General features: G+C 65.8%; 20 protein-coding genes. All 20 read right to left on the minus strand.

The window, feature by feature from the left end:
- Window positions 1-11: 11 nt before the first annotated feature.
- The 20 genes from N5D45_RS12665 to trbE all read right to left on the minus strand — a co-directional run bounded on the left by N5D45_RS12665 (window position 12) and on the right by trbE (window position 22,941).
- A complete protein-coding gene (locus tag N5D45_RS12665; RefSeq protein WP_043396472.1) occupies window positions 12-647 on the minus strand; it encodes a ribonuclease HII in 636 nt (211 codons plus the stop codon).
- On the minus strand, window positions 644-1,903 hold the full coding sequence (lpxB, locus tag N5D45_RS12670) for a lipid-A-disaccharide synthase (protein ID WP_049482825.1): 1,260 nt from the start codon (window positions 1,901-1,903) through the stop codon (window positions 644-646). Before lpxB ends, N5D45_RS12665 begins: the two co-directional genes overlap by 4 nt.
- A complete protein-coding gene (lpxA, locus tag N5D45_RS12675; protein WP_134958344.1) occupies window positions 1,900-2,691 on the minus strand; it encodes an acyl-ACP--UDP-N-acetylglucosamine O-acyltransferase in 792 nt (263 codons plus the stop codon). Before lpxA ends, lpxB begins: the two co-directional genes overlap by 4 nt.
- Window positions 2,692-2,707: 16 nt before the next feature.
- Window positions 2,708-3,166 carry a 3-hydroxyacyl-ACP dehydratase FabZ gene (gene fabZ, locus N5D45_RS12680; protein ID WP_008265823.1) on the minus strand — a complete coding sequence of 153 codons (459 nt, stop codon included), beginning with the start codon at window positions 3,164-3,166 and terminating at the stop codon, window positions 2,708-2,710.
- Window positions 3,163-4,185, minus strand: a complete 1,023-nt coding sequence (lpxD, locus tag N5D45_RS12685; protein ID WP_049455670.1) for a UDP-3-O-(3-hydroxymyristoyl)glucosamine N-acyltransferase — start codon at window positions 4,183-4,185, stop codon at window positions 3,163-3,165. The genes fabZ and lpxD overlap by 4 nt, the downstream gene beginning before the upstream one ends.
- Before the next feature lie 460 nt (window positions 4,186-4,645).
- Window positions 4,646-7,009, minus strand: coding sequence for an outer membrane protein assembly factor BamA (bamA, locus tag N5D45_RS12690; protein ID WP_010486337.1), 2,364 nt, complete (start codon window positions 7,007-7,009; stop codon window positions 4,646-4,648).
- A 74-nt stretch (window positions 7,010-7,083) separates the two neighbouring features.
- Complete coding sequence (gene rseP / locus N5D45_RS12695) at window positions 7,084-8,442, minus strand: RIP metalloprotease RseP (protein ID WP_228355175.1); 1,359 nt, start codon at window positions 8,440-8,442, stop codon at window positions 7,084-7,086.
- Window positions 8,443-8,498: 56 nt separating this feature from the next.
- The gene (locus N5D45_RS12700) at window positions 8,499-9,689 is read right to left on the minus strand and encodes a 1-deoxy-D-xylulose-5-phosphate reductoisomerase (protein WP_228355176.1); all 1,191 of its coding nucleotides are present in this window, start codon (window positions 9,687-9,689) and stop codon (window positions 8,499-8,501) included.
- 2 nt (window positions 9,690-9,691) lie between these two features.
- Window positions 9,692-10,528, minus strand: a complete 837-nt coding sequence (locus N5D45_RS12705; RefSeq protein WP_010486331.1) for a phosphatidate cytidylyltransferase — start codon at window positions 10,526-10,528, stop codon at window positions 9,692-9,694.
- Window positions 10,525-11,292, minus strand: a complete 768-nt coding sequence (gene uppS / locus N5D45_RS12710; protein ID WP_029380082.1) for a polyprenyl diphosphate synthase — start codon at window positions 11,290-11,292, stop codon at window positions 10,525-10,527. The genes N5D45_RS12705 and uppS overlap by 4 nt, the downstream gene beginning before the upstream one ends.
- Window positions 11,293-11,297: 5 nt before the next feature.
- Entirely contained in the window at window positions 11,298-11,852 is a 555-nt protein-coding gene (frr, locus tag N5D45_RS12715) for a ribosome recycling factor (protein ID WP_010486327.1), read from the minus strand.
- A 96-nt stretch (window positions 11,853-11,948) separates the two neighbouring features.
- Window positions 11,949-12,677, minus strand: coding sequence for a UMP kinase (gene pyrH / locus N5D45_RS12720; protein WP_010486325.1), 729 nt, complete (start codon window positions 12,675-12,677; stop codon window positions 11,949-11,951).
- Window positions 12,678-12,798: 121 nt separating this feature from the next.
- Complete coding sequence (locus tag N5D45_RS12725) at window positions 12,799-14,337, minus strand: GGDEF domain-containing protein (protein ID WP_197657092.1); 1,539 nt, start codon at window positions 14,335-14,337, stop codon at window positions 12,799-12,801.
- Between the two features lie 818 nt (window positions 14,338-15,155).
- The gene (locus N5D45_RS12730) at window positions 15,156-15,377 is read right to left on the minus strand and encodes a DUF2274 domain-containing protein (RefSeq protein ID WP_014703559.1); all 222 of its coding nucleotides are present in this window, start codon (window positions 15,375-15,377) and stop codon (window positions 15,156-15,158) included.
- The gene (locus N5D45_RS12735) at window positions 15,374-16,651 is read right to left on the minus strand and encodes a TrbI/VirB10 family protein (protein ID WP_014703558.1); all 1,278 of its coding nucleotides are present in this window, start codon (window positions 16,649-16,651) and stop codon (window positions 15,374-15,376) included. Before N5D45_RS12735 ends, N5D45_RS12730 begins: the two co-directional genes overlap by 4 nt.
- A gap of 2 nt (window positions 16,652-16,653) precedes the next feature.
- Entirely contained in the window at window positions 16,654-17,658 is a 1,005-nt protein-coding gene (trbG, locus tag N5D45_RS12740) for a P-type conjugative transfer protein TrbG (protein WP_279939043.1), read from the minus strand.
- A complete protein-coding gene (gene trbF / locus N5D45_RS12745) occupies window positions 17,655-18,359 on the minus strand; it encodes a conjugal transfer protein TrbF (protein ID WP_014703556.1) in 705 nt (234 codons plus the stop codon). Before trbF ends, trbG begins: the two co-directional genes overlap by 4 nt.
- Before the next feature lie 17 nt (window positions 18,360-18,376).
- Entirely contained in the window at window positions 18,377-19,756 is a 1,380-nt protein-coding gene (gene trbL / locus N5D45_RS12750) for a P-type conjugative transfer protein TrbL (RefSeq protein WP_014703555.1), read from the minus strand.
- Between the two features lie 12 nt (window positions 19,757-19,768).
- The gene (gene trbJ, locus N5D45_RS12755) at window positions 19,769-20,512 is read right to left on the minus strand and encodes a P-type conjugative transfer protein TrbJ (RefSeq protein WP_096989798.1); all 744 of its coding nucleotides are present in this window, start codon (window positions 20,510-20,512) and stop codon (window positions 19,769-19,771) included.
- Entirely contained in the window at window positions 20,509-22,941 is a 2,433-nt protein-coding gene (gene trbE, locus N5D45_RS12760) for a conjugal transfer protein TrbE (RefSeq protein ID WP_014703553.1), read from the minus strand. The genes trbJ and trbE overlap by 4 nt, the downstream gene beginning before the upstream one ends.
- Window positions 22,942-22,947 lie beyond the last annotated feature (6 nt).

A 22,947-nucleotide genomic window follows, 5' to 3' on the forward strand; every position in this document is an offset into this window, starting at 1 on the left:
GCTCTACAAGGTCAACCGAGGCACTCACGTACCGGGGCGAAGCTGCGCCGGTGCTCCATGCAGGGGCCGTGCTCGCGCAGGGCGGCCAGGTGGGCCGGGGTGCCATAGCCCTTGTGTTGCTCGAAGCCGTACTGCGGGTGGCGGGCGTGCACGTCCTGCATGTAGCGATCGCGCGAGACCTTGGCCAGGATCGATGCGGCCATGATCGCGCGGTCGATGCCATCGCCGCCGATCAGCGCCTGCGCCGGCAGTACCAGGCCCTTGGGCACCACGTTGCCGTCGATGCGCGCGAAGCCGGCCACGTGGGCGACCGCGGCGACGACATCGCGCATGCCCTGCAGGGTGGCCTGGTAGATGTTCAGGCGGTCGATGGTGTCCACGTCCACCAGCACCACGTGCCAGGCAAGGGCGCGCTCGATGATGCGGTCATGCAGCTGCTCGCGGCGCGCCGCGGTGAGCTGCTTGGAATCGTCCAGGCCGTTGATGCGTGGCCGTGCCGGGTCGAACACCACCGCCGCCACCGCCACCGGCCCGGCGAGCGGACCACGGCCGGCCTCATCGACGCCGGCAACCAGGCGTTCCGGCTCGATTACCGCGCTGCCATCGAACAGGGCCAGGCTGGCCGCTGCGGCGTGGCGGCGGCTCATGCCTGGGCCTGGTCGCGCATCAGCAGCTCGCCGACGGCGTCGGCGGCACGTGCCGAAGCATTGCGGCGCAGGCGCTCATGCAGGCGTGCATAGGTGTCCTGCAGGTCGGTTACCCGTTGTGGGTGGTCGAACCACTGCTGGATGGCCGCGGCCAGCTTGTCCGGCGTGCAGTCGTGCTGCATCAGTTCCGGTGCCAGGTCCTGCCCGGCCAGGATGTTGGGCAGGGCGAAGCGGTCGACCTTGATCAGGCCGAATGCCTTGACCAGACGGTAGGTCAGTTCGTTGACACGGTAGCCGACCACCATCGGCCGCTTCACCAGCATCGCCTCCAGGGTCGCGGTACCGGACGCCAGCACCACCACGTCGGCGGCGATCATGGCGTTGCGGGCCTGGCCGTCGAGCACATGCGAGTACGCGACCGGCAGCGCCGAGCGTGACAGCTGCTCTTCGATCAGGCGCTTGCAGGCGGGGTTGGCGGCAGGCACCACCACGTGCAGGCCCGGGATGCGTTCGGAGACCTGCCAGGCAGCCTCGAAGAAGGGTTCGCCGAGGCGCGAGATTTCGCCCAGGCGGCTGCCCGGCAGCACCGCCAGCACCTTGGCCGAAGTCGGCAGGCCAAGCGCGGCGCGCGCTTCCTCGCGGTTGCCCTGCAGCGGAATGTCGTCGGCCATCGGATGGCCGACGAAGCGCGCGTCGATGCCGTGCTTGGCATAGATGGGCGGCTCCATCGGGAACAGGCACAGCACCAGGTCGGCGCTGCTGCCGATCTTCTCGGCACGCTTCTCACGCCAGGCCCAGACCGAGGGGCTGACGTAATGCACGGTGCGCACGCCACGCTGCTTCAGCCAGCGCTCGATGCCCAGGTTGAAGTCGGGGGCGTCGATGCCGATGAACACGTCCGGCTGCCAGTCCAGCGCACGCTGGCGGAACGCCGAGCGCAGCTTCAGCAGGCGCGGCAGATGGCGCAGTACTTCGGTCAGGCCCATCACCGCCAGTTCGCTGGCATCGTGCCAGGTCTGGCAGCCGGCGCTGCGCATGGCGTCGCCACCGATGCCGGCGAATTCGGCATGCGGGAAGCGCGCTTTCAGTTCGCGAACCAGGCCCGCACCGAGCAGATCGCCGGAGGCCTCACCGGCGACCAGGGCGATCCGCAACGGGCGCTCGCTGAGCACCCGTTGCGCGGGGACGCTGCCGGTCATCGAGGCCAGCGGAATCACAGCGGCGCCGGCCGGCGCCTGGCCGGTCGTGCTGCTCATCGCAGCAAGGGCCTCTCGGCGTGCTCGATGAAGTCCAGCATGGCCTTCACGTCATCGCTGTCACGCGCCTGTTCGGTCAGCTGCACCTTGGCTTCGGCCAGCGGCAGGCCCGCCACGTACAGGGTGCGGTAGGCACGCTTGATGGCGGAAATGCGCTCGGCATCGAAACCGCGGCGCTTCAGTCCTTCGCTGTTGATGCCGCGCGGGCGGCCCAGCGAATCGGTGCCGACCATGGTGAACGGCGGAACGTCGCCATTGGTCAGCGCCCCCATGCCGAGGAAGGCATGCGCGCCGATCCGGCAGAACTGGTGGGCACCGGCGAAGCCGCTGATGATCACGTAGTCGCCCACGGTCACATGGCCGGCCAGGGTGGTGTTGTTGGAGAACACGCAGAAGTTGCCGACATGGCAGTCATGCGCCACGTGCGTGTAGGCCAGCATCCAGTTGTCGTCGCCGATGCTGGTGATGCCGCCGCCGCCGCCGGTGCCACGGTTCAGCGTGACGAACTCGCGGAACACGTTGCGGTCGCCGATCACCAGTTCGGTGCGCTCGCCGCCGAACTTCTTGTCCTGCGGCTCGCCACCGATCGCTGCGTGGCCGATGAAGCGGTTGTCGCGGCCGATCTTCGTCGGGCCGTGGATGCTGCAATGGGGGCCGATCACCGTGCCGGCACCGATTTCCACATCGGCACCGATCAGGGTGAACGCGCCCACCTGGACGTCATCGGCCAGGCGCGCGGCCGGGTCGATGACGGCGGTCGGGTGGATCCGCGGTGCGTTGTCAGTCATTCCTGCCTCCAGTGGATCAGCCCTTGGCGCCGGCACACATGACTTCGGCCGAGGCAACGACTTCACCGTTGACCTTGGCTTCGCCGTAGTACCAGCCCATGTTGCGGATCAGGCGCTTCATCTGCACATCCAGCATCAGCACGTCGCCGGGCACGACCTGCTTGTTGAAGCGGGCGTTTTCCACCTTGACCATGTAGAACAGCTTGGACTGCGAGTCACGGCCGAGCGTGAGCTGGGTCATCACGCCACCGGCCTGCGCCAGCGCTTCGATGATCAGCACGCCAGGCATGATCGGGCGGCCGGGGAAGTGACCCTGGAAGAACGGCTCGTTGATGCTGACGTTCTTCTGCGCAAGGATGCGCTTGGCCTCGATGTCGAGCTCAAGCACCCGGTCCACCAGCAGGAACGGATAGCGGTGCGGGAGCAGTTCCTGGATCTGGCAGACGTCGATCGGAAGCTGCAGCGTGTCGTTCATTCTTTCTCCTTGCCAGCAGCCAGGACGCGGCGAGCCAATGCGTCCAGCTGCTTGAAGCGCGCGGCGTTCTTGCGCCACGTGCGGTTGTCGGTCAACGGGGTGCCGGACGAGTACTCGCCCGGCTCATGGATGGAATTGCGGACCACCGACTTGCCGGTGATCACGACTTTGTCGCAGATCTCGAGGTGGCCGACCACGCCGACGTGGCCGCCGAGCAGGCAGTAGCGGCCGATCCTGGCACTGCCGGCGATGCCGGTGCAGCCGGCGATGGCCGAGTGCGCGCCGATCTGCACGTTGTGCGCGATCTGCACCAGGTTGTCCAGGCGCACGTCTTCGTCCAGCACGGTGTCTTCCAGCGCACCACGGTCGACGCAGGTGTTGGCGCCGATTTCGCAATCGTCGCCGATGCGCACGCCGCCGAGCTGCGGCACCTTGATCCACTTGCCGGCGTCCATGGCCAGGCCGAAGCCATCGGCGCCGAGTACGGCGCCGGGATGCACGCGAACGCGCTTGCCGAGCTTGACCCGGGTGACCAGGGTGACCCGCGCGATCAGCTCGCAGCCGTTGTCCAGGCTGCAGTCTTCGCCGATCACGCTGCCAGTGCCGATGATGCAGTTCTCACCGACCACGCTGCGCGCGCCGACGGAGACGAAGGGACCGATATGGGCGCTGGCGGCGACCTGGGCGCTGGGATCGATGACGGCGCTGGGGTGGATGCCCGGCGGGCGCGTTGGCGCGATATCGAACAGCGCGGCGATCTTGGCGAAGGTGGTGTACGGGTCCTTGGCCACGAGTGCGGCGCCGGGGGCGGCCTCGGCGTCGTCGGCACGCAGGACCACCAGCGAGGCCTGGCTGTCGGCCAGCTGGGCGCGGTAGCGTGGATTGGCGAGGAAGGTCAGCTGGCCAGGACCGGCATGGGCGAGGGTAGCCACGCCATGGATGGCGGTGGCGGGGTCGCCATGGACCTGCAGGCCGAACTGCTCGGCGAGTTGCTGGGCGGTGTAGGTGGGAGTATTCACGGCGGGAGTTTAACGTGTGACGCCATTGCGGTCATGCGGGGGCAGGGCTTGGCGCCTGCCTGGTACGGGCGGGAGGCGGCGGGTGGCCCTGGCCAGGACACGCAAAAGCCCCTCCATGGTGCTCGATGGCGCCTTGCTCGTGTGCGCTGTCCTGCGCACACGGCAAGACCGGGGTTGGGCGTCCTGCCCAACCCGCCCGAGGCATGCCTCGGCCCCATGGCGCCAACGGTCCTGTCCAGGGCCACCCGCCGCCTCTGAACAATTTCCCGCGAGCGCGGCCAAAAGTCCGTGCCGTGCAGTGTCATCTGCAAAACGAAAACGCCGGGCAGAGCCCGGCGCTTCGCGCCCCGTCTGGTGGAGAGCCCCCCTTTGTTAAGGGGGGCGCGCCAGCGGCGCGGGGGATAGGTGAAATGCGCGGGCAATTCACCGGAGGTGGATCAGTTCTGGGGAACAACGTTCCTCAGAACTGGCCACCGAACGTGAATTGCAGCCGTTCGATCTTGTCATCGTCTTTCTTCTTCAGCGGGAAGGCGTAGCTGATCGAGATCGGGCCGACCGGGGCGCGCCACAGCAGGGCCACACCGGTGGACACGCGCAGTTCGTTGGCCTTGAAGTTGTCCACGCCGTTGTAAACGTTGCCGAAGTCGACGAAGGCTGACACACGTGCCGACGGGCTGTCGAACAGGCGCGGGAAGTAGGCTTCGACCGAACCAACGGTCTTCAGCGAACCACCCAGCGGCTGGCCTTCCGGATAGCCGTTGGTGACTTCGCGCGGGCCGAGGGTGTTGTCTTCGAAGCCACGCACCGAGTTGGTACCGCCGGCGTAGAAGTTCTCGAAGAACGGTAGGCCGCTGGCGGTCACCGTACGGGTGGTGCCGTCCGGGTTGGTCAGCGTGCGGGTGTAGTCGTTGCCATAGGCATCGCCGTAGCCCACTTCGGCACGGGTGTTGATCACCAGCGACGGCATGATCGGCCAGTACTTGCTGATCTGGTAGTTCAGCTTGTAGTACTCGATGGTCGAACCCGGCAGCGTGGTTTCCAGGCCGATGCGCTGGTAGGTACCGCGGGTCGGCATGAAGTAGTCGTTGCGCGAGTCACGCGCCCAGCCCAGCTCGGTGCGCCAGGCATGGAACGTGCGCTTACCGACGGCGTTGATGTAGTCGATGATCGACTGCGGGGTCGAGCCCTGGTAGGTGGTGATCTGGTTGCTGTCGATGCCGAACATCAGCGAGACGGTATCGGTCTCGGTGATCGGCACGCCGAACACCACCTGCGCCGAACCATTGGTGCTGTTGTACTGCGCGGTGTTGAAGTCGGAGTAGTCCAGCTCGCGCCAGGACAGGTTGTAGCCCAGCGACACGCCGTCATCGGTGAAGTACGGGTTGGTGTAGCTGAAGCCGTAGCGCTGCAGGTAGCTGCTGCGCGAGGCTTCGACCGACACGCGGTTGCCGCCGCCGAGGAAGTTGTTCTGCGACAGCTGCACCGACGTGGTCATGCCGTAGGACTGCGAGTAGCCCAGGCCGAACACGAAGCTGCCGGACGTGGTTTCCTTGACGTTGTAGACGACGTCAACCTGGTCGTTGCTGCCGCTGACGGCCGGGGTTTCCACGTCCACCGACTCGAAGTAGCCCAGGCGCTGCAGGCGGATCTTGGAGCGGTCGATCGCGGCCTGCGAGTACCAGCTGTTCTCGAACTGGCGCATTTCGCGACGCATCACTTCGTCGGACGTACGTGTGTTGCCACGGAACAGGATGCGACGCACCGACACGCGAGGGCCGGGCACGACCTGCATGTTGATCGCCACGGTCTGCTCGGGGCGGTTGGTGGTCGGGATCGGGTTCACCTTGGCGAACGCATAGCCGATGTTGGACAGCGAGTTGGTGATGGTGTCCGAGCTGAATTCCAGCAGCGCACGCGAGAACGTGTCGCCGGACTTCTGGATCACCATGCGCTCGACGTCCTCCTGCGGGAGGATCGTGTCGCCGCTGACCTTGATCTCGGAGATCTTGTACTGCGCACCTTCGGTCACGCCGGCGGTGAGGAACATGTCGCGCTTGTCGGGGCTGATCGACACCTGGGTCGAATCAATGCTGAAGTCGACATAGCCGCGGTCGAGGTACCAGGAATTGAGTTTTTCCAGGTCGCCGGACAGCTTTTCCTTGGAGTACTGGTCGTCACGGCGGTACCACGACGCCCAGTTGTGCTCCTTGGACTCCCAGGTCTCCAGGATGTCCTTGCTCTCGAACTTCTCGGTGCCGACCAGGTTGACGTGACGGATCTTGGCCGCCTTGCCTTCCTTGATCGCGATCGCGATGTCCACGCGGTTGCGGTCCAGCGGGCTCACCGTCGGGGTGATCTCGACGTTGTACTTGCCGCGGTCGTTGTACTGGCGGCGCAGTTCCTGGGTCACGCGGTCCAGGCTCAGGCGATCGAAGGTGCCGCCCTCGGTCAGGCCGATGTCGGACAGGCCCTTGAGCAGCTGTTCGGACTTGATGTCCTTATTGCCGGTCACGGTCAGCTTGTTGATCGCCGGGCGTTCCTTGACGGTCACCACCAGGATGCTGCCCTGGCGGTCCAGCTGCACGTCTTCGAAGAAGCCGGTCTTGTACAGGGCGCGGATGGTCTCGCCGACCTTGTTGTCGGTGACCGTCTCGCCACGCTCCACCGGCAGGTAGGTGAATACCGTGCCCGAGCTGATGCGCTGCAGGCCATCCACGCGGATGTCGCTGACAGTGAAGGGCTCGGCTGCCTGGGCCAGGGCGGGAGCGCCGGTGACGGCGGCGAGGGCGAGGGCCAGCAGGCGGCGATTGGGGAGTCGCGTCATGTCACGTCCGGTAGGAAGGTCGATTTCGTTGGTGCGGGATGCCGACGCTGTAGACGGCAACAACATGGAAAAGTTCATCGCGGGACCAGGCCGAGGATGTCGTTGTAGAACGCCAACCCCATCAACCCGGCCAGCAACGCCAAGCCGATGTACTGGCCGGCGGCGATGGCACGCTCGCTCAGCGGGCTGCCCTTGACCAACTCGATAAGGTAATACAGCAGGTGGCCGCCGTCCAAGATCGGGATCGGCAACAGGTTGATGATGCACAGGCTGAGTGACAGCAGGGCAAGGAACTGCAGGAACCAGTCCAGGCCGCGTTTGGCTGAAACATTGGCCACGCGGGCGATGGTCACTGGTCCGGAAACGTTCTGCAGCGAGGCTTTGCCGGTGACGATGCGGCCCATCATGCCCAGCGAATCGGCCGCCAGGCGGCCTGTTTCGCGCACGGCCACGGTGACCGCGTCGAGCGGGCCATAGCGCAGCAGGGTGTCATAGGGCGGGCTGAACGAGGTCGGGAACTGCACGCCGATCTGCCAGATCGGCTCGCCCCTGGAATCCTTGCCCTGGCGCGGGGTGACTTCCAGCGCCAGGCGTTCGCCGCCCCGCAGGACCTCGATCATGCCCGGGCCGCCAGCGCGGCCCAGCGTCTGGATCTCGCCGATGACCTGGTCGGCACCGTCGATGCGCTGGCCGTCGATCGCCACGATCAGATCGCCCGGCTGCAGCTGCCCGGCCACCACGGAGTCCGCGGTGAGCGAATCGACCCGTGCCGGTTGCAGCCACGACTGCCAGTAAAGGCCAGCCAGGATCGGCACGCGTCGTTCATCGAAACCGGGGGGCAGCTGCGACAGCGGCAGGGTGCGCACGCGCACCTGATCGGCCGGGTCCAGCACTTCCAGCTTCACGTCGCGGCGGTCCATCGCTGCGGCGGTCAGCGCCATGCTGGCCTCGCCGAGGGTAACCACCGGGCGCTCGTCCACGCGCAGCACGCGGTCGCCGCTGGTCAGGCCGGCGCTGGCGGCGATGCCGCTGACACGGCCGATGGTCGGCGAATAATCCTGCTTGCCGATCACGAACATCGCCCACAGCAGCAGGATGCACAGCAGCAGGTTGGCGATCGGTCCGGCGGCGACGATGGCGATGCGCTGCCAGACGGTCTTGTGGTTGAAGGCCTGGCCGCGCTCGTGCGGGTGGACTTCGACTTCACGTTCGTCGAGGAATTTCACATAACCGCCCAGCGGGATGGCGGCGATGGCGAACTCGGTACCGTGCTTGTCCCGGCGCGACCACAGCGGCCGGCCGAAGCCGACCGAGAAGCGCAGGATCTTGACCCCGCACAGGCGCCCGACCCAGTAATGCCCGAACTCGTGGAACGTGACCAGCAGCCCGAGGCTGACGATCATCCACCAGACCGATCCGATGAAGTCAGTCATGCAGGCTCACAGTGGCGGGCAGGGGCGGCGTCGTCATGCGTGTGCGAGGCGGTCGTTCAGGCGGCGTCGATGGCGTTCAGGGTGAGCTGGCGTGCCCGCTGGTCGGCGGACAACAGGACCTCCAGTGTATCGGCTGGCTGGGTCGGCAGTGTTGAAAGAGCGTTAGCAACCAGTTCCGGGATGGTCAGGAAACCGATCCGGCCCTGAAGAAACGCTGAAACGGCCTCTTCATTGGCAGCGTTCAGCACCGCCGGCGCGGTGCCACCGGCCTGCATCGCCTGCCAGGCGAGGGCCAGGCAGGGGAACGCGTCAGTGTCGGGGGCCTCGAAATCCAGACGGCCCTGGGCCAGCAGGTCCAGCCCCGCCACGCCCGATTCGATGCGTTGTGGCCAGCCCAGGCCAACGGCCAGGGTGGTGCGCATGTCCGGCAGGCCCATCTGCGCCAGGGTCGAACCGTCCACGAACTCGACCAGCGAGTGGACCAGGCTCTGCGGATGCACCAGCACGTCGATGCGCTCACCGGGGATGCCGAACAGGTGGTGGGCCTCGATCACTTCCAGGCCCTTGTTCATCAACGTCGCCGAATCGACCGAGATCTTCGGGCCCATCGACCATTTCGGGTGGGCCACGGCCTGGGTCGGGGTGACCTGGGCCAGCGCGGCCCGGCTGCGGCCGCGGAACGGGCCACCGGAGGCGGTCAGCAGGATGCGGCGCACACCGGCACCGTCAATGCTGGCGTCGCGCGAGCGCAGGCACTGGAAGATCGCGCTGTGTTCGCTGTCGATCGGGATGATTTCGGCGCCGGCACGTTCGGCAGTGCGGGTCAGCAGCTCACCGGCCAGCACCAGCGATTCCTTGTTGGCCAGCAGGATGCGCTTGCCCGCGGCGGCCGCGGCCAGGGTGGAAGACAGCCCGGCCGCACCGACGATGGCGGCGACTACGGTGTCGCAGGCATCGCTCGCGGCCAGCTGGTCCAGCGCGGCATGGCCGGCATGCGCCTCGGTGGCCAGTCCGGCATCGCGCAGACCGTCGCGCAGCTCGGCGAACAGTGATGCGTCGGCGATCACCGCGTGCGCGGGATTGTGCTGGCGGCACAGCGCCAGCAGCGCCTGCACCTGGCGGCCGGCGGCCAGCACGGTGGCCTGATAGCGCTGCGGGTGGCGGGCGATCACGTCCAGCGTGGAGGCACCGATCGAGCCGGTGGCGCCGAACACGGCGACCCGGCGCAGGTCTGCGACAGCATTCATGGTCAGAACCCGAAGATTTCCTTGCCGAGTGCGAACACCGGCACCGCAGCCAGGACGCCGTCGACACGGTCGAGCACGCCGCCATGGCCCGGAATCAGGTGGCCCGAGTCCTTGGCGCCGGCGTGACGCTTGATCAGGCTTTCAAACAGATCACCCAGTACCGAGGCGAACACGGCCACCACCGAGGTGATCAGCAGGCCCGGCAGATGTGCGGTATCGATGCCGGCCAGCCAGCCCAGGCCGACGGCCACGGCGACACCGGCCAGCAGGCCGCCGAACAGGCCTTCCCATGTCTTGTTGGGGCTGATGCGCGGGGCCAGCTTGTGCTTGCCGAAGTGACGGCCGGCGAAATAGGCGCCCGAATCGGCCGCCCAGACCAGTGCCAGGGCAGCCAGCAGCCACAGGTGGCCCTGCTTGCCCGGCGGATCGCCGCCAGCATGGATCAGCACCAGCGCGGCCCAGGCCGGAACGATGGCCAGCGTACCGGCCAGCATCTTCACGATGCGCGAGGGTGCCGACGGTTGCGCGCCGAAATTGAAGAAGCGAAGCCAGACCAGCGCCGCCAACCACCAGGCGACGCCGGCCAGGGTGGTTATCTGGAACAGCACCAGCGTGCTGCCATCGGCCCAGACCAGCAGCACCATCAGCAGCAGGTTCAGCACCAGCAGCACGGTGCGTGCCAGGGTGTCTTCGATGCCGGCCAGCTTCAGCCACTCCCACAGGCCGATCAGCAGCACCGCCGCCGCCGCCGCTGCCAACCATTGGGTCGGCAGCAGCAGGATCGCGGCAATGGCGACCGGCGCCATGATCAGCGCGGCAAGGACTCGGGTCTTGGTCATGGGCTGGAAGTCTCGGTGGCCAGTGCGGCGATCTGGGCGCTGGTCAGGCCGAAACGACGCTCACGGCTGCCATAGGCGTCCAGCGCCTGCTGCAGCAGAGCGGGATCGAAGTCCGGCCACAGCGCCTCGGTGAACCACAGCTCGGTGTACGCCAGCTGCCACAGCAGGAAGTTGCTGATGCGGGTGTCGCCACCGGTGCGGATGAACAGGTCCGGTGGCGGCAGGTCGGCCAGGGCGACCTGGCTGCCCAGCAGCGATTCGTCGATCTGTTCGGGCAGCAGGCGGCCGGCGGCGACCTCGGCGGCCAGTGCGCGCGCGGCGCGGGTGATGTCCTGGCGGCCACCGTAGCTGGCGGCGATCGACAGGGTCAGGGTGGTGTTGTCCGCGGTGCGCTGCTCGGCCAGCTGCATGCGGCTGACCAGCCCGGCGCCGAAGCGTTCGCGCTCGCCGATGAAGCGCACGCGCACGCCACGCCGATGCAACTCGTCCACTTCGCGGTCGAGCGCGCCGAGGAACAGCTTCATCAACGCATCGACTTCTTCCTGCGGCCGGCCCCAGTTTTCGCTGGAGAACGCGAACAGGGTCAGCGCCGGAATACCCAGCTCAAGGCAGCGCTCGATGGTGCGGTTGACCGCACGCGCGCCGGCCCGGTGGCCGATCACGCGCGGACGACGGCGCTGCTGTGCCCAGCGCCCATTGCCATCCATGATGATGGCAATGTGGCGGGGCAGGGCGGCCGGCAATGGAGGTGGGACTGAAGGCATCGACTTCAGACCGACAGCAGTTCTTTTTCCTTGTCGGCAACGACCTTGTCGACGTCCTTGATGTGGGTGTCGGTCAACTTCTGGATGTCGTCTTCACCGCGCTTCTTCTCGTCTTCGCTGATCGCCTTGTCCTTGACCAGCTTGGCGATTTCCTTGTTCGCGTCCTGACGGATGTTGCGGATCGCGATCTTGGCGCCTTCCCCTTCCTTCTGCACCTGCTTGACCAGCTCCTTGCGGCGCTCTTCGGTCGGCGGCGGCATGTTGATGCGGATCGCGGTGCCCAGCGTGTTCGGGGTGAACTCGGCGTTGTAGAGACCCTTTTCGATCTCCTTGATCATGCTCTTGTCGAACGGCGTGACGAGCAGCGAGTGGGCGTCGGCGTTGGAGATCGATGCGACCTGGTTCAGCGGGGTGCTGGCGTTGCCATAGGCGCTGACCGTGACGCGGTCCAGCAGGGCCGGGGTGGCGCGGCCGGTGCGGATCGAGGTGAGGGTGTGCTTCAGAGCGTCGATGCTCTTGGCCATGCGCGTCTGCGCGTTGTTCTTGATGTCGTTGAGCATCGCCCGGTCCTGGGTGTAACTGGAATCGGGCGATTATAGGCGAATACGGGACGCTGCCGGGCCTGAATCGGCCCGGAGCTCGCCTGGCACTCAGGCTCAGGCCGGGTCGCGGCCCTGGACCAGGGTGCCGATGTTCTCGCCGCTGAGGATCTTCAGCAGCTCGCCCGGCTGGCCCATGTCGAACACGCGCATCGGCAGGTCGCTGTCGCGGGCCAGTGCGAAGGCGGCGGTATCCATCACTTCCAGGCCACGGCGGATCACTTCGTCGTAGCTCAGGCTGTCGAAGCGGACCGCGTCGCTGTGCTTGTTCGGGTCCTTGTCGTATACGCCGTCAACCTTGGTCGCCTTCAGCAGCAGGTCGGCGCCGATCTCGATCGCGCGCAGGGCGGCACCGGAGTCGGTGGTGAAGAACGGGCTGCCGACGCCGGCGGCGAAGATCACCAGGCGGCCCTTTTCCAGGTGGCGGATGGCGCGGCGCCGGATGTAGTCCTCGCACACGTCGTTGATCTTGATCGCGCTCATCACCCGGGCCTTGGCGCCCAGCTTTTCCAAGGCGTCCTGCATGGCCAGAGCGTTGATGACCGTGGCCAGCATGCCCATCTGGTCGCCGGTGACCCGGTCCATGCCGCCAGCGGCCAGGCCGGCGCCGCGGAAGATGTTGCCGCCGCCGATCACCAGTGCAACTTCGGCGCCTGCCTGCTGGGCTTCGATGACCTCACGGGCCAGGCGGTTGATGATCTTCGGGTCGATGCCGTAGTCCTCATCTCCCATCAGCGCCTCCCCGGACAGTTTCAGAAGGATGCGGCGATAGGCGAGCTTGGACATAGGGACCTCGGGTGCGTGGAAATCGCGGGCGATTCTACGCGCATGCGGCGTCGGGCCAAAGTGTTTTGTGCACTGCGGCGCAAAATCCTGCCATCCGCCCCGGTCACGCGGGGCGTCCCGTTCAGCCCAGTTCGGCGCCGGCGGTGGCTGAAAGCTTGTCGTGGCCGAGGGCGCCTGGGGAGCGGGCGATCACCCGGTTGCGGCCCAGGTTCTTCGATCGGTACAGCACATCGTCGGCGGCACGCAGCAGGTCCTGCACGTCGGCAAAGCGCTCGTAGCCGCCCTGGGTGGCCACGCCGGCGGAGAAGGTGACGAACAACGGACCTCCCTCCAGCTCGGCCATCGGCGTGGCGACGATGTTGGCCAGTACCCGGCGGATCACGTCCAGGGCCACGCTTTCGCTGGTATTGGGCAGCAGCGCGACGAATTCCTCGCCGCCGAAGCGGGCCACGGTGTCGCTGTTGCGCAGCTGGCCCTGCAGCTTGCCGGCAAAGGCGCGCAGCACCTCGTCGCCGGTCAGGTGACCGTGGGCATCGTTGATCTTCTTGAAGTCGTCCAGGTCGATGAAGGCCACCGACAGCGGCCAGCCCTGGCGCCCGGCGCGCAGGAACTCCTGCTCCAGCACCGCCTCCAGCTGGCGGCGGTTGAGCACGCCGGTCAGGGCGTCGCGGTGGGCCTGGTCGGCCAGGCGCTTGGCCCGCGCCTCGAATTCGTCGGCGCGGCGGCGCGCCTGGTCGGCATCCTGCAGCTCGCGCAGGTTGCGCAGGGTGGCCAGTTCCTGCGCGTGGTCGATCAGCTCACGGACCCGCGAGGGCGAGTTCAGCCCTGCCTCGAACAGGCTGGCGATGTCCGGCAGGGCCTCGCTGATGCGGGTCAGCACCTGGTCGAAACGGGCGCTGTCGAGTTCCAGCCGGTCATGCACCTGGTGCAGGGCGCGCTCGCGGGCGGCATCGGCATCTTCGTCCAGCCAGATGTCGGCGACAGCGCCGGACAGCTGCACGCAGGCCTGGAACGGCGAATTGGCAGCGTCGTCGTCCTCGCTGTGGCTGATGCTCTCCACCAGATAGCGCGGCAGGCCCCATTGCTCGGCCACCCAGGCGCCGACATCGGCGTGGCTGCAGCCGAGCGCGTCGCGCTCGCGGGCAACCAGGTCCGTGTTGTCACGGGCTTCGCGCAGCAGCGGCAGGTAGCGCTCCGATTCGGCCTGGGCCAGGCACAGCACGCCCAGGTCCTGCAGCAGCCCGGCCAGCATCAGTTCCTCCAGGCGGCGCAGGCCACGGGCCTGGCCCAGCTGGCTGGCGGCCAGTGCGCTGAGAATGCTGCGCTTCCACGCGCGCTGGCGCAGGTCGTGGTCGGCACCGGCGCCGCCGGTCAGGCCCTGGGTGACGGTGAAGCCCAGGGCAAGGCTGATCGTGGCATTCAGGCCGAGCATGGTCAGTGCCTGGCCGAGGTTCTCGATGCGGCGACGACTGGCGTACAGCGGCGAATTGGCGATGCGCAGCATGCGAGCGCTCAGCGCCATGTCGATGGCGATGATGTCGGCGGCGGTGGCGATGTCCGCTTCCGGGTCCTGTGCCAGTTCGATGATGCGCAGGGCAATACCGGGTGGCGAAGGCAGGTTGCGGCAGAGCGCCAGGGCAGCTGTCAGCTCGGGAGGCATGTCGGGTCGTTCAATTCCATTGGGACAAGAATACCTAGGAATGCATCACAGTCCGCGATTTTCGTTCCTGCTATGTGACTGTGGATTCCCTCCGCCGAGTATCGGCTTGATTCGCGCGCAACGCAAAGGTGCCGGTGTGCGCGGCGTCGGTGTGCGCAACAACAGTTGGAGCATGAGCCTCCCATTGTCCCGGGCATAAAAAATGGCTGGTGTCAAGCTCATTCTGAAAATCACCAAGAAGCTAAAAGCTTAAACGAGACAGGGGGTTAGCTCTATTTCGCATTGCTTTTCAGGGCGACCGAAGTGTAGGCTAGGAGCCACATGGGAGCGTCGGGGTAGTGGGCCAAGTCGTACTGCATCGGGGACGGTTGCCAGCAGACGGCAGACTTTTTTGCTGAATATCGCCCAGTAGGACGCCATCCCTCTAGAATGAAGAACGCGCAGCGTTGAGCTGCGCGTTCTTTCAGGTCAACAGTGGGCCGAAGCCCAAGATGTCAACAGGAAGAAGCATTGGATCGAGCACAGATGTACTGTGCACCTCCAGCGCCAACGAAGACCGACAGTGCCACAGCCCAACTTGCCACGAAACTAAGTTTGAAGTTTGTTTTCTTCATAGTTACCTCCTTGGTTTGTTGTGCGTTGGTTACGGGACGGTGCTTGTTGTTAGTGGGAATCTCACCCAGCATTCGGACGGTTCTCTCGGTCTTCTGAATCTGTTGATACGTCAGGCTGATAGAACTATCGGTCTTCTCGCTCCAATGCTTCCTCTTGGTCATAGATGCGTTCAGTTTATCGTGAATGCTCGGTGTTGGGCTACCTTATGGCTTGATTCCTTTCTTGAATCCCCGATCTCCTGCCATGAATGCCTCCAGCATGTGCGGGATCAGGGTCACGGCATCGACCGCCTCGCCATACGCCTGCGCGTGCAACGCGGCGTAGCGGTCGAGGTTTGCTTTCAGGCCTGCCGGGCAAGTGAAGGTCAGTTTGACGTTTTCGGTCTTGGGCAGCGGCCCGAGCCGCAGCTTTTTGGTTGTGCTCATCGAGAAGTCCCCTTATTGAAGAACAGCGGCTGGTACGGGCGAAGTACCAAATCCCGGCCGATCACGATACGCACCGGCATTCCAGGCCGGATCGTCAGCGTGGGCTGGATGTTGAGGTTGCGCCGGGTCACTTCCTGGCCGACCTGGTTCACAGTGTCCTGCAAGCTGTCGCGCCCGGCGATGATGACGCGGTCACCATCCTGGCGGTTCTCGGGTGCAGCCAGTTCGGCTCCCACGCCCAGCAGCGTGGTCATGATGGCACCTGCAAAGATCCGATCCCAATGCCAGTCCACATCGTCTTCCAGACCGGCATAGCCTGCTGGATCAGTACCGACCAAATTGTCGAGCGTGAGTGAAGACGTATCGGGCAGGATGATGCGGTTCCACACCACCTGCACGCGGCTCTGCCCATAGCTGACCTGGCTGTTGTACTTGCCCAGGATGCGCGACCCCTGCGGGATCAGCAGGAACTTGCCAGTGGCCGTGTCATAGATCGGTTCCGTCACCGTGGCGATCACGTCGCCCGGCAGGTCGGACTTGATGCCCGTGACCAGTGCCCCGGCAATGACCGTTCCGGCCATCACCTGATACGGCGAGGTGGGCATTTGCAGATTGCCGGAATTACGGGTTTCTGTAGAACCGCCAGCCAGGAATGCCGCTTTCTGGTCTTGCCGGTTCTGCACGGCAGTCGGATCGGCAGGTTGTGCCGCCGTCGAGGCCGGGCCACCGGCCAGCGGATCGAAAGCAGCATCGGCGGCAAAACCCGGTGCGGCAGCGACTTGTGACTGCGCCACGGGCGCAGCCTGCGGGGAGCCGGTGCGGAAGAATACCGACGAAGCTGCAGCCGCTTCTTCCTCCTTGCGCAGCGCATCGTTGGGGTCGTAGCCGGGCGCGGCATAGGTAGCGGCGACCGGCTGTTGCGAATTGACGATGGCTGGCCCCAGATCACCCGGCAGCGGTGGCCCCAGCTCCGGCACATCTGGCGGCAGCGCTGGCAGCTTTGAGTAATCCGTCGGCAGTGCATCCAGCCCTTCCGACTTGGACACGCGATCCACGTTGTACAGCTCGGTGGATTCGCCTGCGCCGCGTTGCTGCGGTTGCAGCGACCAGATCAGTGCGCCCATCACGCCGACCGACAAGCCACCAGCGAGGATGGCCAGCGTGCGCCGGTTCAAGCGCGTAACCGGGCGCGGGTGGGCGCGTAGCGCCACCGCCTCGGGAGCCACCTTGTCCGCCTGCGGCGTGGCAAGGTCGGGAATGTCGTCCTGGCTCATGCTCAGTTCCTCCCGGCGACGCCATCCGTGCGCTCGATGCGCACTACGTCGCCCTTGTCGGCTCCCAGACGCAGTTCGGCAGCACCGAACAGGCGATCCACGATGTAGTACGGCGAGCGGAAGCGATAATTCACCAGTTGCCCGTCGCCCTGCGCGCCGATGACAAACAGCGGGGGCAGCTCGCCCTGGGCGATGCCTGCCGGGAACTGGATATAGACCTTCTCACCGTCATCGAAGGCGCGCAGCGGTTTCCACGGCGGATTGCTGCCGCTGACCGCATAGCGAAACCGGATGCTCTCCAAAGACAGGCCCACATCGACCGGCGCGGCGGCGCTGGCCGCCTGCGCCTGGCGCTGCAAGGCCAGCATCCGATCCTTCGGGTAGTCCCAGGACACTGAGGCCATCCACGCCTTGTCGGTCGAAGTCAGTTCCAGCAGATAGGTGCGGCGGCTGGTGGTGATGACCAGATTGGTTTTCAGGCCAGAGCAGATAGGCTTCACCAATACATTGACGCGCAGATCGGCCCCGCTGCCGCTGGAGGTGTCGCCCACGATCCAGCGCACTGTGTCACCCGCAGCGACCGTCACCAGTTCCTCACCGGGTTGGAGCGCGATCACCGTCACGCGGCCCACGGACGCATAGACCTGGTACAGCGCGCCATCGGTGAAAGGCCAGACCTGGATCGCATTGACGTAGCCCTCACGGGTCGGCGCGATCCGTGCTTCAGCATTGGCACGCGAGACGCGCACCTTCTCGTCGGCAGGCTCCGGCGTGGTCGGGGCCGCATCAACGTCCGGCAGCGGCTTCAACTGTGCGGGCAATGCCAACGGCTCGGGCACTGCCACCACTTCGATGGGCTTGGGCGGCTCGGGCAGTGGCTGGGCCTGCACCGGCTCATCGAGCGAGATCACCGGCGGCGGTTTGCCCTGCGTGGCGCAGCCCGCAAACAGAACAGTCGATGCCAGCAGGATCACCGGCAATGCGGTTTTACGGATACGTGCATTCATGGCTTCACTCCTTCAGAAGAATCCAGTTCACGGCTCCACGACAGGCCATTGACGTAGATGCCTAGCGGGTTGCGGCGCAGACGCTCTTCGGTGCGCGGGGTCTGCTGCACGATGGACACCACCGCCGTCCATCTCTCCAGGCCAGCAGCCGCGCCATTGACGTAGCGGCGTTCCGTCCAGCGCACGTTGAACGATGCATCGCTGGCGCGAACCACACTGGTGATCTGCACCGTCACCGATTCCTTGCCGATGCGGGCGAACGGGTCATTCACCCGCGCATAGTCGTTGAGCACCGCCGCGCCCCGGTCGGTGGTGTAGTCGTAGGCATCGAGCCAGTTCTGGCGCACGACAATGGGGTCGATGGACAGCGAGCGCACCAGCGTCACGAAACGCGCGATGTGGTGCGCCGTCTGCGCATCGGTGGGCCGGTACGGCGTGGCCGCTTCACCCACAGTGCGCACCTGGCCGGACTGATCGACCTCGATGACATAGGGCGTGACGATGGATTGGGCCGAGCGCCACACCAGGCCACCGGCCATCACCAGCGCGAGCACCAGGCAGCCAAAGGCCATCAGCCGCCAGTTCTTCGCCTGCACGCGGGCCGAGCCGATGCGCTCGTCCCACACCTGGGCTGCGGCTTGATACGGGGTGGCAGGCTGCGGCGTATCGGCATAGCGCACCTGCGGTCGTTTGAATCGCATGGAGTTCTCCTTGAAAATCAGCTATCGGAATCCCGCAGGCTTGGGCCTTGGCCCGAACCACCACCGTCGCCACCGCGCAGCGTGTGCGCGGCAGTCGTAGTGGCCTGGGTGAGTTGTTGTCGGCGATGCAGGCGCTTGGCCCAGCCGGGTTGTTCTTGCTTCTGAGAGTTGGCTTCGTCAGAGGCGGCTTGCCCGGAAGCTGCAGCGCTACTACCTGAGCCGCCATCTGTGCTAGAGCCTTGCCAGCCTGCCTTGAAAGGTGCAGTCGTCTTCGCTGCCGCTGACTTGATGCCTGCACTGGCGCGTTGTCCAGCCGCTTGCGCACCACTCTTGGCAACATTGCCCAATCCCGCCATCGCGCCTTTGGCACCGCCGCCCGCAGCAGCGGAACCGGCTTGAAATGCCGACTTGGCGCTGCCAGCCGCTGAGGTGGCGGCCCGCGCACCAGCGCCTGCGAGCTTGGCAGCAGCCGGTGCCATCCTTGCCCCGGCCATCACGGCACCTCCTACCCCTGTGGCGGCAGCCCCCACGGCAACCGCCGCTCCTGCTGCGCCAATGGCCGCACCGGCCATGGCGCCAGCCCCCAACTGCGGCGCACCGGATACCAGCCCGGTAGCAATACCCGGCCCGAAGATCCCCAGCGCCAGTAGCGTCAGCGCGGCCAGCATGATGACCAGCGCATGGTCAATGGAGGGTTCGGCCGGATGCACCTGGAACTGAGCAAACAGGCCAGAGCCAATGCCGACGATCACCGCCAGCACCAGCACCTTGATGCCCGACGACACCACATTGCCCAGCACCTTTTCGGCCAGAAAGCTGGTCTTGTTCCACAGCGCGAACGGCACCAGCACGAAGCCCGCGAGCGTGGTCAGCTTGAATTCGATCAGGGTGATAAAAAGCTGGATCGCCAGCACGAAGAAACACAGGATCACCATCGCCCAGGCCAGGAACATGACCACGATGGGCGTCATGTTCACGAACACTTCGGGGAAGCCCGCCATGTCGCTGATCTGGTCAAGAAGCGGCGCAGCCGCGTCAATGCCTGTTTTGGCCAATCGGCCCGGCTGAAGGAAGTTCTCCATCGTCAGGGTCGAGCCGGATGCGGTCAGACCCAGTCCGGCAAAGGAGCGGAACACGATGCCGGCCAGCCAGTTGAAGTTGTTGAGGATGTAGGCGAAGGCACCGACGTAGAGCACCTTGCGCAGCAGCTTGGCGATCACGTCCTCGCCCTGGCCAGTGGCGTGGCTCATCGCCCAGTACAGCCCGGCAATCGTCATGTCGATGACGATCAGCGTGGCGGTCAGGAACGCCACTTCGCCCTGCAACAGTCCAAAGCCCGAGTCGATGTAGCGCGAGAAGGTATCGAGGAAGCGATCAATGACCGTCACGTTGTTCATGGCAGCCCCTCGTCAGTTCCCGTAGAAATTCACGCGCTCGGGCGTGTACGGCGTGCCGCTGCCCAGAAAGCGCCGGGTCACTTCGCGCCCGCGTTCCACCGCCGCCGCCTGCCGCGCCAGCTCCAGCGAGGCCGCCCGGTCTTGCGTGATCTGGAGCTGCTGGGCCTGGATGGACTGCTTGGCCTGCAAGGCGAGAAGCTGGTTCGTTGCCTGCATGGCTTGCAGTGCGCCGGTGGCCGATTGGCTTTGGCTCACGAGGTCGGCCAGTGCGCTTTCGTCTTGGGCCAGGTTCTGCGACACCTGCGCCTGCATCCGCATCGCGGTGTGCAGGCCGTTCAGCGTGTTTTTCCAGCGCTCCTGCGCATCGCGCAGCATCTGGTCGCCGCTGATGGTGGCGGCGTACTGCTCCGGGTACAGGCGCGAGAACGTGGCATCCATGTTCTGCACATCAAAAGCCAGCCCTTGCGCCTCGGCGATCAGGCGTTCGGTGGTGGCGAGCGTCGAGCGCAGCCGGTTGACGATGTTGAAGTCCAGCTTCGCCAGATTGCGCGCCTGGTTCATCAGCATCTGTGCTTCGTTTTGAAGCTGGTTGATCTGGTTGTTGATCTGCTCCAGGGTGCGAACGGCAGTCAGTGTGTTCTGCACGAAGTTGGACGGGTCGAACACCGTCAGCGCAGACGCAGGCTGAACGGACAACAGTGACACCGACAGCACTGCGGCGAGCGAGACGGACAGCAAACGGGGTTGGGTTTTCATGGTGAAACCTCCGGTAGTTGAAAAGCGGGGGAAGAAGGCAGCAGATCGGCAGCCCAATTGAGGCCGCGATGGCGCAGCCACGCACCGGCGAAGCCGGGAGCGCCGTCCTGCGTCAGCACGCAGTCGATGTCGCGTTGGTCTTGCGGTGTGGATGCGCCCGCGAAGGCGAGCGCGGCTGGTCCCAGGTCGAGGTCGAACAGTCGATTGCCGAGGCTCGACTGGTAGTAGTAATCACGCTTGGGCTGCGCGGTAGCGACGATTTCGATTTGCCGCGAGTTCAGCCCGAAGCCTTCGTAGATCGTGCGAATCTGCGGCTCGGTCGCCTGCGGGTTAGGGAGAAAAATCCGACTGGCGCAGCTTTCGATCACCGCCGGGGCAATGCTCGAATCCTTGATGTCGGCCAGCGATTGCGTGGCGAAAATGACGCTGACGTTCTTCTTGCGCAGCGTCTTGAGCCATTGCCGGATGCGGGCGGCGAACGACGGTTCATCGAGGAACAGCCAGGCTTCATCGAGGATCAGCAGCGTGGGCGCACCGTCGAAACGCGCATCGAAGCGGGCGAACAGGTAGCGCAGCACCGCCTGCACGGCGGCGGGGCTGTGCATCAGTTCTTCCATCTCGAAGCCCTGCACGTCGCCGCTGCCGAGCCGATCGCGGTCGGCATCCAGCAGCTTGCCGTGCGCGCCGCCGAGCACATAGGGCGACAGGGCCTGGCGCAGCGCGTTCGATTGCAGCAGCACCGAAAGGCCGGTCATGGTGCGCTGTTCCACCGGCGCACCGGCCAGACTGCCGAGCGCCGACCAGATGGCCGCCTTCTCATCCGGGCCGACGGTCACGCCTTCGTGCAGCAGGCGGCCTTCCACCCATTCGGCGGCCCAGGTGCGATAACCCACGCGGTCGATCCGTGCCAGTGGCTGAAAGGCAATGCCGCCATCCGCGCCGAGGTCGTAGTGTTCACCGCCCAGGCCCAGCACCGTCGCCCGCATGGATCGTCCCATGTCGAAGGCGAAGATGCGCGAACCGAAGTAGCGACGGAACTGCAAGGCCAGCATCGCCAGCAAAACGGACTTGCCCATGCCGGTCGGGCCAGCGACCAGCGTGTGCCCCACGTCGCCGATGTGCGTCACCAGCCGGAACGGCGTCGCGCCATCGGTGCGCGTGACGATCAGCGGCGGGCCGTCGAGGTGAGCATTTTTCTCCGGCCCGGCCCACACGGCGGATACCGGCATCATGTGCGCCAGGTTCAGCGTCGAGACGATGGGCTGGCGCACGTTGGCATAGGCGTTGCCCGGTATGGACGACAGCCACGCATCGACTGCATTCAAGGTTTCGGGGATGGTCACGAAGCCCCGACCCTGGATGACGCGCTCCACCATGCGCAGCTTTTCGTCGGCCGCAGCGGCATCGGTGTCCATCACGGTGACGGTGGCCGTCAGGTAGCCGAAGGCCACTTGATCGCTGCCCAGCTCCTGCAAGGCGGCGTCCGCGTCGGCCGCCTTGTTGCTGGCATCCGTGTCCACCAGAGGCGATTCCTGCTGGAAGATGGTTTCGCGCAGCAGCGCAATGACGTTCTTCCGTTTCGCAAACCATTGGCGACGCAGGCGGCCCAGCTCCTTTTCCGCCTCGGCTTTGTCGAGGCAGAGAAACCGGGTACTCCAGCGATAGGCAAAGCCCAGGCGGTTGAGGTCGTCCAGCAGGCCCGGCCAGGTCGAAGTCGGGAATCCCCGCACCGACACCACGCGCAGATGCTGGTCGCCCAGCATGGGCGCGAGGCCACCGACCAAGGCGGAGTCGGCCAGCAGCGCGTCGAGGTGGAATGGCACCTCGGGCACGCCAATGCGATAGCGTCGCGTCGAAACCGTGGCGTGCAGGTAGGTCAGTGTCTGCGCGTCATCGAGCCAGCCGATTTCGGGCATCACGCCATCGAGCAGGTCGAACACGCGATTGGTTTCCGCCACGAAGGCGTCGAGCCGGCCGCGCCAGTCCACGCCCTCGCCCGGCGCGTGCTCGTAGAGCAGCTTGGCCGCGCGGGCGCGGGATTCCTCCGGCGGCAGATAGGTCAGCGTCAGGTGATAGGTGCTCTCGAAGTGGTTGCCCGATTCCTCGAAGGCGGCGCGGCGCTCCTCGTCCACCAGCCACGACAGCGGTTCGGGGAAGTCGGAATGCGGATAGTCCGCCGCTGGCCGGCGCTCGGCTTCCACGAACAGCGCCCAGCCCGAACCCAGCCGGCGCAGTGCGTTGTTCAGCCGCGCCGTGGTGGCGATCAGCTCGCCTTGCGTGGCGCTGTCGAGGTCGGGGCCACGGAAACGGGCTGTGCGCTGAAAGCTGCCGTCCTTGTTCAAGACGACACCTGGCGCGACCAGGCCAGCCCAAGGCAGCCAGTCGGCGAGCAGCGCGGGCCGCTGGCGGTATTCGGCAAGGTTCAGCATGGCATC

It is taken from the genome of Stenotrophomonas sp. GD03819, assembly GCF_029841665.1.
In the GTDB taxonomy this organism is placed as follows: domain Bacteria; phylum Pseudomonadota; class Gammaproteobacteria; order Xanthomonadales; family Xanthomonadaceae; genus Stenotrophomonas; species Stenotrophomonas geniculata.

Bases quoted from the DNA above. Each gene is read 5' to 3' on its own strand.
- N5D45_RS12665 (WP_043396472.1), bottom strand. From the start codon at position 647: ATGAGCCGCCGCCACGCCGCAGCGGCCAGCCTGGCCCTGTTCGATGGC.
- lpxB (WP_049482825.1), bottom strand. From the start codon at position 1,903: ATGAGCAGCACGACCGGCCAGGCGCCGGCCGGCGCCGCTGTGATTCCG.
- lpxA (WP_134958344.1), bottom strand. From the start codon at position 2,691: ATGACTGACAACGCACCGCGGATCCACCCGACCGCCGTCATCGACCCG.
- fabZ (WP_008265823.1), bottom strand. From the start codon at position 3,166: ATGAACGACACGCTGCAGCTTCCGATCGACGTCTGCCAGATCCAGGAA.
- bamA (WP_010486337.1), bottom strand. From the start codon at position 7,009: ATGACGCGACTCCCCAATCGCCGCCTGCTGGCCCTCGCCCTCGCCGCC.
- rseP (WP_228355175.1), bottom strand. From the start codon at position 8,442: ATGACTGACTTCATCGGATCGGTCTGGTGGATGATCGTCAGCCTCGGG.
- N5D45_RS12700 (WP_228355176.1), bottom strand. From the start codon at position 9,689: ATGAATGCTGTCGCAGACCTGCGCCGGGTCGCCGTGTTCGGCGCCACC.
- N5D45_RS12705 (WP_010486331.1), bottom strand. From the start codon at position 10,528: ATGACCAAGACCCGAGTCCTTGCCGCGCTGATCATGGCGCCGGTCGCC.
- uppS (WP_029380082.1), bottom strand. From the start codon at position 11,292: ATGCCTTCAGTCCCACCTCCATTGCCGGCCGCCCTGCCCCGCCACATT.
- frr (WP_010486327.1), bottom strand. From the start codon at position 11,852: ATGCTCAACGACATCAAGAACAACGCGCAGACGCGCATGGCCAAGAGC.
- pyrH (WP_010486325.1), bottom strand. From the start codon at position 12,677: ATGTCCAAGCTCGCCTATCGCCGCATCCTTCTGAAACTGTCCGGGGAG.
- N5D45_RS12725 (WP_197657092.1), bottom strand. From the start codon at position 14,337: ATGCCTCCCGAGCTGACAGCTGCCCTGGCGCTCTGCCGCAACCTGCCT.
- N5D45_RS12730 (WP_014703559.1), bottom strand. From the start codon at position 15,377: ATGAGCACAACCAAAAAGCTGCGGCTCGGGCCGCTGCCCAAGACCGAA.
- N5D45_RS12735 (WP_014703558.1), bottom strand. From the start codon at position 16,651: ATGAGCCAGGACGACATTCCCGACCTTGCCACGCCGCAGGCGGACAAG.
- trbG (WP_279939043.1), bottom strand. From the start codon at position 17,658: ATGAATGCACGTATCCGTAAAACCGCATTGCCGGTGATCCTGCTGGCA.
- trbF (WP_014703556.1), bottom strand. From the start codon at position 18,359: ATGCGATTCAAACGACCGCAGGTGCGCTATGCCGATACGCCGCAGCCT.
- trbL (WP_014703555.1), bottom strand. From the start codon at position 19,756: ATGAACAACGTGACGGTCATTGATCGCTTCCTCGATACCTTCTCGCGC.
- trbJ (WP_096989798.1), bottom strand. From the start codon at position 20,512: ATGAAAACCCAACCCCGTTTGCTGTCCGTCTCGCTCGCCGCAGTGCTG.
- trbE (WP_014703553.1), bottom strand. From the start codon at position 22,941: ATGCTGAACCTTGCCGAATACCGCCAGCGGCCCGCGCTGCTCGCCGAC.